Annotated in this window: 13 protein-coding genes; 11 read left to right on the top strand and 2 right to left on the bottom strand. The window is 46.2% G+C overall.

The window, feature by feature from the left end; translation table 11 throughout:
- Positions 1 to 26 precede the first annotated feature (26 nt).
- From VRK_RS13095 to galK, 9 genes are all read left to right on the top strand, one after another.
- Positions 27 to 1,322, top strand: coding sequence for a carbohydrate ABC transporter permease (locus VRK_RS13095; RefSeq protein ID WP_059121779.1), 1,296 nt, complete (start codon positions 27 to 29; stop codon positions 1,320 to 1,322).
- Positions 1,323 to 1,343: 21 nt separating this feature from the next.
- Positions 1,344 to 2,186: a sugar ABC transporter permease gene (locus tag VRK_RS13090; RefSeq protein WP_059121778.1), complete on the top strand. Its 843-nt coding sequence runs from the start codon at positions 1,344 to 1,346 to the stop codon at positions 2,184 to 2,186.
- A gap of 31 nt (positions 2,187 to 2,217) precedes the next feature.
- Complete coding sequence (locus tag VRK_RS13085; protein WP_059121777.1) at positions 2,218 to 3,450, top strand: glycoside hydrolase family 53 protein; 1,233 nt, start codon at positions 2,218 to 2,220, stop codon at positions 3,448 to 3,450.
- A complete protein-coding gene (locus tag VRK_RS13080) occupies positions 3,450 to 5,516 on the top strand; it encodes a beta-galactosidase (RefSeq protein WP_059121776.1) in 2,067 nt (688 codons plus the stop codon). Before VRK_RS13085 ends, VRK_RS13080 begins: the two co-directional genes overlap by 1 nt.
- 147 nt (positions 5,517 to 5,663) lie before the next feature.
- Positions 5,664 to 6,926 carry a maltoporin gene (locus VRK_RS13075; RefSeq protein WP_059121775.1) on the top strand — a complete coding sequence of 421 codons (1,263 nt, stop codon included), beginning with the start codon at positions 5,664 to 5,666 and terminating at the stop codon, positions 6,924 to 6,926.
- A 164-nt stretch (positions 6,927 to 7,090) separates the two neighbouring features.
- Positions 7,091 to 8,824: a methyl-accepting chemotaxis protein gene (locus VRK_RS13070; protein WP_059121774.1), complete on the top strand. Its 1,734-nt coding sequence runs from the start codon at positions 7,091 to 7,093 to the stop codon at positions 8,822 to 8,824.
- A 43-nt stretch (positions 8,825 to 8,867) separates the two neighbouring features.
- Entirely contained in the window at positions 8,868 to 9,887 is a 1,020-nt protein-coding gene (gene galE, locus VRK_RS13065) for a UDP-glucose 4-epimerase GalE (RefSeq protein ID WP_059121773.1), read from the top strand.
- Positions 9,888 to 10,038: 151 nt separating this feature from the next.
- Entirely contained in the window at positions 10,039 to 11,106 is a 1,068-nt protein-coding gene (locus VRK_RS13060; protein ID WP_059121772.1) for a UDP-glucose--hexose-1-phosphate uridylyltransferase, read from the top strand.
- 161 nt (positions 11,107 to 11,267) lie between these two features.
- Positions 11,268 to 12,431 (top strand): galactokinase, encoded by a 1,164-nt coding sequence (galK, locus tag VRK_RS13055; RefSeq protein ID WP_059121771.1) that lies wholly within the window; start codon positions 11,268 to 11,270, stop codon positions 12,429 to 12,431.
- Between the two features lie 252 nt (positions 12,432 to 12,683).
- Here the strand turns inward: galK and VRK_RS13050 are convergent, their stop codons facing one another.
- Positions 12,684 to 14,381 (bottom strand): FAD-dependent oxidoreductase, encoded by a 1,698-nt coding sequence (locus tag VRK_RS13050; protein WP_059121770.1) that lies wholly within the window; start codon positions 14,379 to 14,381, stop codon positions 12,684 to 12,686.
- Positions 14,382 to 14,411: 30 nt separating this feature from the next.
- Positions 14,412 to 14,600: a YgaP family membrane protein gene (locus VRK_RS13045; RefSeq protein WP_059121769.1), complete on the bottom strand. Its 189-nt coding sequence runs from the start codon at positions 14,598 to 14,600 to the stop codon at positions 14,412 to 14,414.
- 197 nt (positions 14,601 to 14,797) lie between these two features.
- On the opposite strand from VRK_RS13045, the gene VRK_RS13040 reads away from it, so the two are divergent.
- Positions 14,798 to 15,148, top strand: coding sequence for an ArsR/SmtB family transcription factor (locus VRK_RS13040; RefSeq protein ID WP_059121768.1), 351 nt, complete (start codon positions 14,798 to 14,800; stop codon positions 15,146 to 15,148).
- Between the two features lie 164 nt (positions 15,149 to 15,312).
- Positions 15,313 to 16,362 (top strand): efflux RND transporter periplasmic adaptor subunit, encoded by a 1,050-nt coding sequence (locus VRK_RS13035; RefSeq protein WP_443083476.1) that lies wholly within the window; start codon positions 15,313 to 15,315, stop codon positions 16,360 to 16,362.
- Positions 16,363 to 16,373 lie beyond the last annotated feature (11 nt).

Here is a 16,373-nt window from a genome sequence, read left to right as displayed (position 1 = left end):
AACGGAGTTTGTAAGTGATACCTGACATGAGTGAACATTTTAAGCATGACTCGGGACGCTATCGATCCCACCGATTGACGGCCTCCTTACTGGCGTTCATACCTGGCTTTGGCCAGTTCTATAACCGACAGTTTGTAAAAGGCATGATGTTTTTTATCTTGCTCACGAGTTTTTATGCCGTAACCAGTGATTTTATTTCTCACGGAATGTGGGGGCTTGTCACACTGGGCGAAAACCTGCCTGAAGACAACTCGGTTTTCCTGCTTGCAGAAGGGATTATCGCCTCGCTTGTGGTTGTATTTGGTTTAGTGGTTTATGCACTGAGTATTCATGATGCATACAAAAACGGTCAATTGTTTGATGAAGGTCGCCCGCTGAACTCATTACGCGTTCAGTACCGCAATGTAATCAATGCCGGCTTTCCTTATCTGATGATAAGTCCCGGTTTTATCCTCTTGGTGTTTGTGGTGGTGTTTCCGATTATCTTTGGTTTCGCCATTGGCTTTACCAACTACAACTTATACAACTCACCACCGGCAAAACTGGTTGACTGGGTTGGGTTAAAGAACTTCTTTAACATTTTCCAAATTAACTTGTGGCGCAACACCTTTATCGATGTATTGCAGTGGACGGTCGTCTGGACGTTAGTTGCATCCACATTGCAATGTACTGTCGGCGTGCTGTTGGCGATTTTGGTCAACCAGAAAGACCTGAAATTTAAGCCATTGATCCGGACTATCTTTATTCTGCCTTGGGCGGTACCCGGTTTTGTCACCATCCTTATTTTTACCGGGATGTTTAACGACAGTTTTGGTGTGATTAACAACGTGATTCTCGACTGCTTTGGTATTGAACCGAAAGCTTGGCTGACAGACCCGTTCTGGACCAAGGTTGCGCTGATCATGATTCAAACCTGGCTCGGTTTCCCGTTTGTATTTGCCATGACAACCGGAGTTCTACAAGCGATTCCAAATGATCTGTATGAAGCGGCGACGATGGACGGTGCAAGCAAGTTTCAACAGTTAAGAACCATCACGCTACCGTTGGTACTTTACTCAATCGCGCCAATTTTGATTACTCAATACACATTTAACTTCAACAACTTCAATATTATTTATCTGTTTAACAATGGTGGTCCCGCTGTCATTGGCAGTAACGCGGGCGGCACGGACATTTTAGTGTCATGGATCTACAAACTGACGATGTCTTCATCGCAATACGGCATTGCATCTGCAATTACCTTATTGCTGTCGATTTTCGTGGTGGGCATTGCCCTTTGGCAATTCCGGATGACCAAGTCATTCAAAGAAGAGGCGAGATAACCAGATGATGAGTATGAAACCATGAGTATTAAACGTAGCAATCGCATTCGACTGACATTGAGTTACGGTCTGATCCTGTTGGTAGCGGTGATCATTATTTACCCATTAGTCTGGACGGTTGGCGCATCATTCTATCCGGGCAACAGTATCATGGGGGAATCTATTTTCCCGGATAATCCGACTCTAAGTCACTATGCAATTTTGTTTGCCAATGACAAAGTCGCCTATCTGACTTGGTTCTGGAATAGTTTGAAAATCAGCTTTTTGACCATGGTACTGACGCTGATCTGTGTGTCATGCACCTCCTATGCTTTCTCGCGATTTCGCTTTAAGGGCAGAAAAAATGGTCTGATGTTGTTTCTGCTGTTGCAGATGATCCCGCAATTCTCGGCTTTAATTGCGATCTTTGTACTGGCACAGATGTTGGGCCTGATTAATAGCCACCTTGCATTAGTACTGGTTTATGTCGGAGGGATGATCCCGATGAACACTTATTTAATGAAAGGCTATCTGGACGCGATACCGAGGGATTTGGATGAATCGGCCAAAATGGATGGTGCCAGTCATATTCGTATTTTTCTGGAAATTATATTACCCATTTCAAAACCAATTATTGCCGTCGTCGCATTATTTTCTTTCACGGGACCATTAGGGGATTTTATTCTCGCGACAACGATTTTAAGAACGCCTGAAAATTATACCTTGCCTATCGGCTTATATAATTTGGTCGTGGAAAAAATGGGTGCAAGTTATACCACATATGCAGCAGGTGCTGTGCTGATTTCAATACCTGTCGCACTGCTTTATCTGTCCCTACAAAAATACTTTGTATCTGGCTTAACCGCCGGCAGTACCAAGGGCTAAAGTACCAAGGGCTAATACGAGAGAGAAAGATATGAATCGAAAATTTAAGGTTGCACTGATGAGTGCGGCAGTGGCTTTGTCTGGCTGTCAGTCCGTCCATTCATCGAATCATCGTGGTGCAGAGATAAATACTGACTCAGGTAATGTTGTTATAACCTCGCCACAGCTCAGAACCGATTTTATCCGTGGGATGGATATTTCCATGTTGCCGGAAATAGAAAAGTTAGGCGGGAAATATTACCAAAATGGTCATGAAAAAGATCTGGTCAAAATATTAAAAGAGAATGGGGTCAATTCTATCCGTGCCCGTTTGTGGGTCGATCCGATGTCGGCCAGTGGTGAAGTGTTTGGTGGCGGTAATAGTACATTAGCGCGGGCCATTGAGCTTGGTCAGCGCGCACAACAGAATGGCATGTCATTCCTGCTTGATATCCATTACAGCGATTTTTGGGCGGATCCGAAGAAACAACAAAAGCCAAAAGCGTGGCAGCAACTGACATTTGAGAACCTCACCCAGAAAGTCTACAACTACACCGCACACGTGATGAAAGCTCTCAAATCTGCCGGTGTCGTTCCGGATATGGTTCAGGTCGGGAACGAACTGAACAGTGGGATGCTCTGGCCGGATGGTAAGAGTTGGGGGCAAGATGGCAAGGAGTTCGATCGTCTGTCACGTCTCTTAAAAGCTGGCATTCGGGCGGTGCATGACAATGACAGCGGTAAAGATATCAAAATCATGTTGCACCTTGCTGAAGCGGGTGACAACGGTCTGTTCCGCTGGTGGTTTGATGAAATCACCAAGCGCGGTGTCGATTTTGATGTGATTGGCATGTCTTACTACCCGTGGTGGCATGGCCCGATCGATAAAGTCAAAGCCAATATGAACGATGTGATCCGTCGTTATCACAAGCCAATCGTCTTGGTGGAAACTGCTTTCCCGTTTACCACGAAAAATGGTGACTCACTCAGTAACAGCTATTCCGAGGCAGGCCCTATTGAGGGGTACAGCGTTTCAGTCGCTGGTCAGGCGCAATATCTGGCGGACATCATGACACTGCTGAATGAACTACCCGATCAACAAGGCTTGGGAATCTATTACTGGGAGCCGGCATGGTTACCGATCGATGGTGCCACTTGGTCAACGAAAGCCGGCATGAACTATAGTGGCGACAAAGGGGACATGGGTAGCTCATGGGAAAACCAGGCGCTGTTTGATTTTAAAGGCAATGCCTTACCGTCATTGAAAGTATTTAAAGGTCAATAATGAATCATAAAAAACACATCATTCCCAAGATAAAAGGCTTACTTCACGGCGCAGATTACAACCCTGAACAATGGTTAGATCGGCCGGATGTTCTTGCCAAAGATATTGAACTGATGAAGCAGATGCAATGTAACGTGATGTCTGTCGGGATATTTAGCTGGTCTACCCTTGAGCCGGTGGAAGGTCAGTTTCAGTTTGAATGGCTGGATAACGTTCTTAATAACCTGGCAGACAATGGGATTTCGGTGTTTCTGGCGACGCCAAGTGGAGCTCGCCCGGCGTGGCTGTCTGCACGATACCCGGATGTACTGCGAGTCAACAGCGCACGGGTGAAACAGCTGCACGGAGAACGGCATAACCATTGTTACAGCTCGCCGAATTACCGCGAGAAGGTGACAATCATCAACACCAAACTGGCTGAACGTTACAGCCAACACCCGGCGGTAATTGGCTGGCATGTCTCCAATGAATATGGTGGCGATTGTCACTGTCATTACTGTCAGGCAGAGTTTCGTGAGTGGCTGAAGAACAAATACGGTTCTCTGGATAATCTGAATAAGCTGTGGTGGAGCACATTCTGGAGCCACACTTATACCAGTTGGGAACAAATTGAATCGCCATCTCCGATTGGGGAGAACTCCATCCACGCGCTGAAGCTGGATTGGAAACGTTTCTGTACCGATCGCGTCGCGAACTTCTGTGCGCATGAAATTGCACCGCTGAAATCGATCAATCCCGATCTGCCGACGACAGCAAACTTGATGGAGTACTTTTACGACTACAACTATTGGGAGTTGGCGAAGTCAATTGATGTTGTGTCTTGGGACAGCTATCCGCTGTGGCACCGTGACAGCGATGAAGTGGCGCTCGCGTGTTATACCGGGATGTACCATGACTTGATGCGTACCCTGAAAAACCAGCCGTTTTTACTGATGGAATCGACCCCAAGCCAAACCAACTGGCAGCCCATCACGAAACTCAAAAAAGATGGTGTTCACCTGCTTTCTTCCTTACAAGCAGTGGCACATGGCTCTGATTCTGTGCAGTACTTCCAGTGGCGCAAAAGCCGCGGTTCGGTGGAGAAGTTTCATGGCGCGGTGATTGACCATGTTGGTCATGCGAATACGCGAACCAGCCGGGAAGTGACCGCCGTCGGCGAGTATCTGCAACAGATTAATGCTGTGGCGGGAACGGGTACGCAGGCCGAAGTCGCGATTATTTTTGACTGGGAAAACCGTTGGGCAATCGATGATGCTTCAGGTCCTCGCAATGAAGGCATGCACTATGAACAAACTGTGTGTGATCATTACCGCGGTTTTTGGCAGCAGGGGATTAGCTGCGACATTATCGAGCAGCTCTGTGACTTTTCACCTTACAAGGTCGTTGTCGCGCCGATGCTGTACCTGATTAAACCGGGTGTCGCACAGCGGTTGGAAGCGTTCGTTGAGCAGGGCGGTACACTGGTCGCAACGTATTGGAGTGGCATTGTTGATGAGCATGATCTGTGCTTCCTCGGCGGTTTCCCCGGTGGAGAAGGGAGCCCGCTGCGCCGCACACTGGGGATTTGGGCTGAAGAGATTGACTCACTCTATGACCATGAACACGTCTGGTTTGCCGTGGAAACTCATTCCGGTCTTGGTTTCAGTGGTGAATTTAAAGCCAAGCACTTAATGGAACATATTCATTTGGAAACGGCACAAGCGCTGGCTTATTACCGAGAGGATCTCTTTGCCGGTTGCCCGGTCATCACCAAGAACCAAATCGGTAAAGGGTGTGCTTACTACATCGCGGCACGCACAGAGACAGAATTCAACGCATTATTCTATACCGCGCTGGCTTATTTACACGGTATTCGCAAACCCATTGAAAATGTCCCTTACGGTGTGTCAGTGACAACTCGTGAAGATGAACAGTCTCGCTACTTATTTATGATGAATTTTATGAATGAGCAGCGAGATGTGAAAGTCCCGCACGGGAAATGGATCAATGTCAATACAGGAGATGACGTTCAGGAAAATATTACTGTTCAACCATATCAAGTCATTGTGATAAAAAATAATAAATAACTATTCCGCCTAATAATTTAGGCGGTAATGAATCACAACATTTAAACATGAGATGAAATTCATCTCACGGGTAAGTATTGCCTGAACTAATGCAATGGCGATATTTACCCGGCCAATAACTCAAAAATAATACAAAAGGAAATGAAGATGAAAAAAGCAATATTGACAGTCGCTATTTTAGGCGCTTTATCTGCCACTCAAGCTTTTGCGGTCGATTTTAATGGTTATGTCCGTGCCGGTTTGGGAGCAAGTGCTGACGGCGGCGGCACGAAAAGCGGTGATGAGTTTAACAAAACGAAATTAGGCCGTTTAGGGAATGAGTTTGACACTTATTCAGAAATTGGCTTAGGTCAAGAGTTATTTAATGCAGACGGCCGATCAATGTATTTTCAAAGTATGATTGAAATGTCATCCAACGGGAATCTTGAGTCTGAAAATAGTAAAGATGACAGTGCCAACTTTGGAATTAAACAGTTAAATATTCAGGCGAAGGGCTATATTCCATCTTTACCTGATGCGGTGATTTGGGCCGGTAAACGTTTTTATCAACGCCATGATATTCATATTATCGATACCAAATACTGGAATGTTTCCGGTTACGGTGCGGGGGTTGAAAATATCAAGTTTAATACCGGTGCGATGTCAGCCGCAGTTATCCGGGCCGACAATGAGTTGGCGACGTGGGACGGAAGCGGTAAGAAGACCAGCCACGGTGATCTCAACACTTATTTCTTAGATTTACGTTACGCGGGATTCAGCCCGTGGGAAGGTTCGTGGACTGAGTTCGGTGTTGACTATGCTATTGTCAATCCAACCGATAAACAAGACGACTTGGCTAAAAACTTCGATAACGGTTTGATGTTAACCGCTGAACTGAGTCAAAAATTTTCATTGGGATATAACAAGTTTGTTTTTCAGTATATGGACAAAGGGCTGGCACAAAATGCAATCTCGCAAGGCGGGGGATGGTATGACATCTGGAGTGGTGATGTCAGTGATGCCAAAGGCTTCCGTTTGATCAGTACCGGTGATTTGAACTTAAGCGACAACGTCGTGATCAATCATGTTTTCACTTACGGCAATGCCAAAGATCATGGCGACGGGCTGGATAAGGAAACCATGGTCTCATTTGTCGCGCGCCCGACCTACATTTGGTCACCATACAACAAAACCATGTTAGAAGTCGGCTACTTTGACCAAGACAAAACCAAGGATTCAGGCGCTGAAGAGAAGTCCGGCGGTACAAAACTCACGCTCGCCCATGCTATCTCAGCCGGTGAGTCTTTCTTCGCTCGTCCGGAAATTCGCTTCTTCGTGACTTATTTGAAAGACAATGAAAGCAATTCTTTTGACAACCACAAGCGTAACAACACATTCAACTATGGTGTGCAAATCGAAGCTTGGTGGTAATTGATTGATATTGTGAGTTAATCCTTGTTAGGCCAGTGTGATTCCATTCTGGCCTATACATGGGAATCTTTTGCCATTTGCTTTTGAGGTGAATCATATTAGCCGGAAGGGATGGTGAATATGTCTATATTTTTCTTTCAAGAGCTTTTTATCTGGACTTATGCATGAAATCTCTGTCGTTAAAAAATAAGATTATTATATTGTTTGGGATGTCATTAATAATCACCATCATTACAGCTTATTTTAGCGTTAAATTTGTTATTGGCGACTATATTAATAAAACTTACGATGGTCGTATGGCGAGTAATGTAAATTTAATTAGCAGTGAAATTAGGCAGTCGCTTGAACGCGATATATCAGTGATAGAAAGCCTTGATTTCGGTGTGATTGGTATTCGTGATACTAAGCAAAAACTCGGTTATGAACAAGTTGTTAAGCTCATTAATAAGACCGCATTAAGTGATAAAGGCAGCTTGGATAAAGCGCAGTCTCAATACTATATTAACTTGGCTCGTGACCATGTCGATGGTATCAAAATAACGCAAATTTTTTCGGAAAGTGGTCAGGCAAAAGTGATTATTTCGAAAAAGAAGAATGGCGTAGTGGACTTTTTTACTATCAATCTAGGGTTAATTGGTGAATTAATTGAGCGGTATAGTGTACCCGGTGTTTATTTTGAACTATTGGATGAGCAGGGAAATTATATTTATTCAACCGGAAAGTTGAATTTAGCGTTAAAGCAAGTGGATACGATTACTGTCGTTGGTTCCAACTGGTATTTGCGCTCGTATATTGATCATGGTTATATCAATAAAATTATAGATAATATAAATCAGGATATTACCAAGTATATGTCACTCTGTGCATTTATCATGTTGGTGATTAGTTTGATTATCCTTAATGTTCAATTAAATCCGTTATCAAAGTTAAAGAGATTAGTGGAAAGTTTGTCTGGTAGTGATGCTGACTTAACCCAAAGAATTAATCTTAATCGCCAAGATGAAATAGGTGATATCTCTAAGTCAGTGAATAGCTTTATAGATAATTTACAGGCTTTGTTTAAAAACATTTCTGGTTCGAACCGAGCGTTGAATGAAGCCAGAGAAGAGCTTGATGTGCAAATTGGACGAAATGTTTCCACTGTCGCTAGTTATAACAAGCAGAGTGAAAGTTTGTCGCAAGCTATCAATGATATTCGACAGTCATCACTGGATATCCAACAGCAAACCCATCAGGCAATGGCGCTTGCTGAAGAGGTCAGTCATCAGGTCAGCAAAGCGGCAGATAAAGGCGTTGTTGCTGAAAATACCGTGATCACTCTAGATGAGAATACAGCGAAAATATCTTCATCAATCGGTGTTATGGGGACAGTCTCGCAGGGGATCAGTAGCATTCTTAGTTCAATTCAGAAAATTGCCGATCAAACGGATTTGTTAGCGCTAAATGCTTCTATTGAGGCTGCGCGAGCCGGTGAGTCAGGCAAGGGGTTTGCTGTTGTTGCTGAAGAAGTTCGGGCACTCGCGTCGAAAACTCGAAGCAGCACCATTGAAATTGACCAGTTTCTTATTCAGTTTTCCAACTCGTCGGATCAAATTGTCGGACAAATGTCCCAGGTTCGGAAGAGCAGCGAGTTAAGCCGAACTAGTACATTGGAAGTTATTGAACAAATTCAATTGGTTGAAAAGGCTGTTAGTGAAATAAATACCATTAATTCATGTGTCTCTAAAGCGTCAGATACTCAGTGCGCAATGATGAAGAAGCTGAACTCGGAGATTGAACGGTCCAACGCTCTGAGCGATGAAATTACCCATAGTGCAAATGCTATCGTGAGTGTTCATGGTGATATTAGCCGAGTTTCCTCAGCATTAACGAAAGACGTGGCGATTTTCAAAGTTTAAATACAAAACGAAATAATCTGAAATTAGTTATGGAGAATCAACAATGAACGTTCTGGTTACAGGCGGAATGGGATATATCGGTAGCCATACATGTGTCCGACTCATTGAAGCGGGTATGACCCCCGTTATTATCGATAATTTGTGTAACGCTAAAATCGAAGTGTTAAGCAGAATTGAAGCGCTCACGGGCAAACAACCATTGTTTTATCAAGGTGACGTTCGCGATGACGCCTTTTTAGATTCGGTCTTCGCCAACCATGATATCCAGGCTGTGATTCACTTTGCCGGCCTCAAGGCGGTCGGCGAGTCCGTTGCTAAACCGTTGGAATATTATGACAACAATGTCAATGGTTCATTGGTGCTGGCGCGTTGTATGCGTAAAGCGGGTGTGAAAAGTCTGGTGTTCAGTTCTTCTGCAACTGTGTATGGCGATCCTGACATGGTGCCGATGACTGAAGAATCGCCAACCGGTGCAACCACGAATCCTTACGGGCGCAGTAAATACATGGTGGAACAGTGTCTGAGCGACTTATTCCTCGCTGAAGGAGATTGGAGTATGACTTTGCTACGCTACTTTAATCCGGTCGGGGCGCATCCGTCCGGCACGATGGGAGAAGATCCACAAGGCGTCCCCAATAACCTGATGCCATTTATTGCTCAAGTTGCGGTTGGTCGCCGAGAGAAACTGTCGGTATTCGGTCACGATTATCCAACCCCGGACGGAACGGGTGTCCGCGACTATATTCATGTCATGGATTTAGCCGACGGCCATATTGCAGCGCTCAAAGCCTTGGGTGAACAGTCAGGATTACACATTTATAACCTCGGGACAGGCAAAGGATCGAGTGTGCTTGAAATGGTGGAAGCCTTCAGTAAGGCTTGCGGTCATCCGGTGCTTTACGAGCTATGTCCGCGTCGTCCGGGCGATATCGCCGAATGCTGGGCAAGCACCGAAAAAGCGGAACGTGACCTTGGCTGGAAAGCAACACGCAGCGTGGAAGAGATGGCGGCCGATACCTGGAACTGGCAAATCAATAACCCACAAGGCTATTCCACGGTGTAATTGAAGCCGCAGCGTTTTCTCATGCCAACGACATCAATTATTGATAGGGATGGCAACGGGAAAGCGTGTTGCCTTATGACCTTGTTGTCCGGCTGCCCCCCAATTGGATTGGGGAATGCAAAGAAAAAATTTTAACAGTTGAGTAAATAAGATGCCGAACGTCGAATTTAACCCTGTGGATCACCCACACCGTCGTTACAACCCACTCACGGGTCAATGGATTTTAGTTTCACCCCATCGCGCCAAACGTCCCTGGAGTGGCGCAGATGAGCAACCTGCGATTAAGCAATTATCAAGCTACGATGAGACGTGTTTCCTTTGCCCGACAAACAAGCGTGTCTCTGGCGATGTCAACCCGGATTACCAAGGCACATACGTGTTCAATAATGATTTTGCCGCACTCATGGTCGATTCACCCGATGCGCCGGCGTCAGACCATCCACTGTTTAAAACCCAAAGGGTACGCGGTTTGAGTCGCGTGATCTGCTTTTCACCAGACCACAGCAAAACCTTGCCGGAGCTGGCGGTGGAGCAAATCCGCAGTGTGATTGACACATGGAATGAGCAGATCGAAGCGCTGGGTAAAGATTACGTTTGGGTGCAAGTGTTTGAGAACAAAGGCGAAAGTATGGGCTGCTCTCAACCGCATCCGCATGGGCAAATATGGGCGAACAGCTTCTTACCGAACGAAATCGAACGCAAAGATCATCACCAAAAAGCGTATTACCAAGCGCATGGCAGGCAGTTGTTGGTGGATTATGTGCAAGCTGAGCTCAAAGACGGCTCGCGCATTGTCGTTGAAACAGAACACTGGCTTGCTTTGGTGCCTTATTGGGCGGCATGGCCGTTTGAAACCATGCTGCTGCCGAAAACACATATTCGCCGTATGAGTGAACTGAGTGAGGCACAACGGGATGATCTCGCCGTCGCAATTAAAAAACTGACCAGCCGTTACGACAACCTATTTCAATGCTCTTTCCCATACAGTATGGGGTGGCACTATGCGCCGTTCTTTACCGAAGCGGATGCAGAGGAAGAGAGTATCGAACACTGGCAATTACATGCGGTGTTCTATCCGCCGCTGCTACGCAGTGCGACGGTTCGTAAATTCATGGTGGGTTACGAAATGCTGGCAGAGACACAACGCGATCTCACCGCAGAACAAGCGGCGCAGCGTCTGCGTAATCTGAGCGATGTGCACTACAAAGAAGAGCAGTGAGCCTTCATATTCGGCTGAGAACACGTATTCGGTCGATAACATATTCAGTTGATAACACATTCGCTTGATCAACAAGAACGGGATAGTGCGACTGTACTGCTAAAAAGTGAGCCGCAACGCGTTATCCCGACACTGATTTTTATTTTTAAGAGAGCATCCCTATGTCTGATTGTATCCAAAATGTGAAAAAGTATTTTGAACACGTGTTGGGCTATGCACCAAGCCATATTATCCAAGCCCCCGGTCGTGTGAATTTGATTGGTGAACACACTGACTACAATGACGGTTTTGTCTTGCCGTGTGCGATTAACTACCAAACCGTGGTTGCTGCGGCAAAGCGCAATGATAACCGGGTTCGTGTCGTCTCCGTTGATTATGACAATGCAGTGGATGAGTTCGATATCAGTCGGGAAATCACTTTCCAACCAGACAAAATGTGGGCGAACTATATTCGGGGCGTGGTGAAGTGCTTGCTTGCCCGCGGTTATCCGCTCGGTGGTGTGGATATGGCTGTCAGCGGTAATGTGCCGCAAGGTGCGGGTTTAAGCTCGTCTGCGGCGCTTGAAGTGGTCATCGGACAAACGTTTAAAGCGCTATTCAATCTGGACATCAGTCAAGCTGAAATTGCATTAAATGGTCAGCAAGCGGAGAACGAATTTGTCGGTTGCAACTGCGGCATTATGGATCAAATGATTTCCGCGCAAGGGCATGAAAACCACGCCATGTTATTGGACTGCCGTAGTCTGGAAACAGAGGCGGTATCGATGCCGGAAGACATGGCCGTGCTGATCATTAACTCCAACAAAAAACGCGGCTTAGTGGACAGTGAATACAACACACGTCGCGAGCAATGTGAAACCGCAGCACGTATCTTGGGTGTCAAAGCCCTGCGCGATGTGAATATTGAGCAGCTGAATGACCGACGCTCAGAACTTGATGAAGTGGTCGCGAAACGTGCCCGTCACGTCATCACTGAAAATGAACGGACGCTGGAAGCCGCAAAAGCGCTGCGCGCCAATGATATGCGACGCATGGGGCAGTTAATGGCTGAATCACATGCTTCAATGCGTGATGATTTCGAAATCACCGTGAAAGAGATCGACACCTTAGTCGAGATGGTAAAAGAGGTTATTGGCGACGAGGGCGGTGTGCGTATGACCGGCGGTGGTTTTGGTGGCTGTATCGTTACACTGATACCATCGACATTGGTTGAAAGCGTCAAAGCGACGGTTGAAGCCCGATATGAACAAGAAACCGGCCTCAAGGAATCGATTTACGTTTGTAAAGCGAAAGAGGGCGCTGGTCTTGTTGCAAGCTATCTGTGAAATAGGGGTGTGGCAACGGTCTTGAACAACACTAATCCAAAGCCAATGTAAAAATGTGAAAAAGCCAGCGTGAAAACGCTGGCATTGCTCAAGCTGGAGAAAGATCAACGGTGAAATCGAGCACGTAATACATTGTCATCTGTGCAAAAAAATACATGGTGCAGCGTTTGCGTCATTTATCCATCTTCTCTATATAAAAAGACCAACACATATGTGTTGGTCTATATCTAGTTTTCCAAACTCAGTTATAGGTTACGCTTTAGCAAACAGGTAAGTACGGTAACCTCCAAGTAGGTTACGTGCTTTATAACCGTTATTCACTAGCTGACGGTACGCCACGTTTCCGCGTAGGCCTACCTGACAGTAGATCACAATCTCTTTGTCTTTTGGTAGTTCATCCATACGTTGACGAAGCTGGTCAACCGGGATGTTGACTGCACCGGGTAGGTAACCGTTTTGTAGTTCACCCGGGTTACGAACATCTAGCAGCAGTTGGTCTTCTGTCAGGCTATCAATCTCGTCAAAGTGAATCGCGGTTGAATCGCCTTTGATGAGGTTGGTTGCCACAAATGCCGCTTGGTTAATCACATCCTTCGCACTTCCGTATGGCGGCGCGTAAGTCAGCTCAAGGTGTTGTAGTTGTTCAACTGTCATTCCGGCACGCTGAGCCACCGCCATCACATCAATACGTTTATCGATGCCATCTTTACCCACCGCTTGCGCACCGAAAATCTTGCCTGATTTAGGATCGAACAGCATTTTGAACGAAACCACTTCAGCTCCCGGGTAGTAGCTGGCGTGACTTGCCGTGTGGACATACACTTTTTGGTACTCAACGCCTTCACGTTTCAGCTGCTTCTCGTTCTTACCGGTTGAAGCCACTGCCAAGTCGAAGATCTTACAAATTGCAGTACCTTGCGTACCTTGGTAAGTTTCGCTGCGACCCAGCATGTTATCAGCAGCCATACGGCCTTGACGGTTTGCCGGGCCAGCTAAAGGAACCAATGTCTGTTTGCCGGTAACGAAGTCTTTTTCTTCGATGGCATCACCCACCGCGTAAATAGATGGATCGCTGGTTTGCATGTACTCATTGGTATAAATACCACCAAATTCACCAATTTGCAGACCGGCTTCTGAAGCCAGTTTAATCTCAGGGCGAACACCAATCGCCATGATGAGGATATCGGTGGTGAGCGTGTCACCATTGCTCAGTGTCAGTTCGAGTTCACCATTTACATGTTGGTGCTCTGCCTGACCAGAATCCATGCTCGCCAGTGAGGTCGTTGGTTTGAATTCAACCGATTTCAATGCCGTACCTAAACGTAAGTCGATGCCTTTAGCGCGAATCTCTGCGTGAGCGAAACCAGCCATTTCACGGTCTACAGGCGTCATCACTTGGTCAGCCATTTCTAACAGCGTGGTTTTAATCCCAAGCTGGTGAAAGGCTTCCATCATTTCCAACCCGATAAAGCCACCACCCACAACAGTAGCGTGATCAACTTGGTTGGTATTAATGGTTTGGATAATTTTATCCATATCTGGAATATTGCGTAGTGAATGCGTCAATGGGTTATCTAACCCCGGAATGGGCGGAACAATCGGACTCGCTCCCGGGCTTAGAAGTAAGAAGTCATAGCTTTCGGTGTATTCACTTTGGTCTGGCAGATGACGCACCGTAATAGTTTTCTCTGCGCGGTTAATGCGGAGCACTTCATTCATGACACGAACATCAACATTAAAGCGAGCCAGAAAGCTCTCTGGCGTTTGCAACAGAAGATTACCGCGCTCTTTGATGTCACCACCGATATGATAGGGCAATCCACAATTGGCAAAAGAGATAAACGGACCGCGTTCGAATATGACGATTTGTGCTGTTTCACTGAGACGGCGTGCCCGGGCGGCTGCCGAAGCACCGCCGGCAACACCACCGATAATTACAATTTTTGTCATAAGTAAGCCTTTTCACGTTTGAGACTGAGACTACGCTTTCAATCCGAGCTTTTTGAGAATGAACACTGCCGGACAGATACCGGTCAATGCGCTTTGAATGAGGTTGAGCCCGACAAAAACAGTCAACCAGACAAAATAGGGATGGACAAAATAAGTCAAAATAACGGAAAGCAGTACCATGCTGCCCGCGATGATTCGAACGCCATTTTCAATGGTCATGACATACTCCTTGTGGGGATTTATTGTGATGGTCGCTCTAAAAGTGACTATCAACCTAAAAGAGACTATCGATCTATAGAAGAGACTATAGAACTAAAAATTAGTGAAGTCTAATTTAATATGGTCTAATATTTGTATTTCTAAATAAGTTTTATCTAATATAATAAATCATAGAAATCTTTTTTCGTGGAGTGTTCATGCAAGTCAACCATGATCTTAACCAAGTCACTGAGGTTGAGCGTATCAAAGCCCATGCTCAGGAGGCGGCTGATTTTTTGAAAATGATGGCACACCCTGAGCGACTGATGGTTTTGTGCCAATTGATACAGGGAGAGGTCGGGGTCGGACAACTCCAACAAAACTCAACCTTGAGTCAGTCTGCACTCTCTCAGCATTTGACGGTGCTACGTAAACATCATTTGGTCGAGTGCCGCAAGTCCTCACAGCAGGTGTTTTATTCACTGACTGATAGTCGGGCCGCACAGATCATCGTCAATTTGCAGATGTTGTTTTGTGAAGAACCAGAATCACAAAGTGGGAAGTCGTGATTGGTTGGGTGAAAAGCAATTTTGTGAAAAACAATTTTGTTGTGGAAAGCAATGCGTTTTGTATTTATGCAGTGAGTGATTGATACGGTGAACTTCAATCAGGCATATCATCAATGAAAACAACAAGAGGTTCGCCAAAGGAGGGGAATCTGATGAAGCAGCACATACGGCAACTGGCCTTGGGTCTGGTGATGGTCTTAGCGGGACAGACGGTTTTAGAGGCGCAGGCAGGAGAGTTGTTAGCGGGACAGACAAAGGAACGACTAGCGGGACAGACACTAACAGTCACGCGTGAAACGATACCGGAGCAAGTCACATTCGATGGGATTGTGCAGCCTGTCAATCAAGGTACGGTAGCGGCTCAAACTTCCGGACGCGTCGTCGGTATGGCCGTGGATGTGAATGATGTCGTACAACAAGGTGATGTGTTACTTGAAATCAGTGCAACCCAACAAACCGCATCTTACGATGCTGCGATGGCGCAACTGAATCAGGCCGTTGCTCAGAATAACGAAGCTCAGACACAGGTGAAACGTTTTCGACAGTTAATTTCACGAGGGGCAGTTTCTCAAGGGCAACTCGATAGTGCGGAAGCGCGTGCCCGAACCACATTTGCTGCTGTTCAAGCTGCCAAGGCTGCGGTGGTGCAGGCAAAAGATGCATTAGGCTATACCAGTATTAAAGCGCCTTATGCCGGGATTGTTACCCAGCGTCATGTTGAGTTGGGAGAAACGGTCACGCCCGGAATGCCATTATTGAGTGGTTATGGGATGTCACCGTTGCGGGTCGAATTTCAAATGCCGCAGCGATATCGTGCTTTGGTGACACAGGCGCAACAGTTTTCGATTGAATTGCCGGATGGACGTGTACTGCAACCAAGCCAATATACGTTATTTCGTTATGCTGATCCGCAATCTCATACGTTTACGATTCGCTTAAGATTACCGGAGACGAGCGACGCTGAACTTGCGCCCGGGATGTGGGTGAAAGCGTCATTCCATACCGGGGACAGGCAGGTTGTGCTGGTGCCGAAAACTGCGGTGATCAGACGAGGAGAGCTTAGTGCCGTGTTTCGTGTGAAGGATGAGGGAAACGCACAGCGACTGAATCCGGTCCGGCTCGGGCAGGACTATGGTGACTCGGTTGAAATTTTATCCGGACTGGAAATCGGGGATCAGATTGTGACCCATGCTTTTCCAATCGATGCACAGTAAGAGGAGCGCAT

The organism is Vibrio sp. MEBiC08052, from assembly GCF_001506075.1.
GTDB lineage: Bacteria > Pseudomonadota > Gammaproteobacteria > Enterobacterales > Vibrionaceae > Vibrio.
The sequence above is the reverse complement of the archived record's forward strand: the minus strand, read 5'-3'. Positions and strand labels throughout refer to the sequence as shown.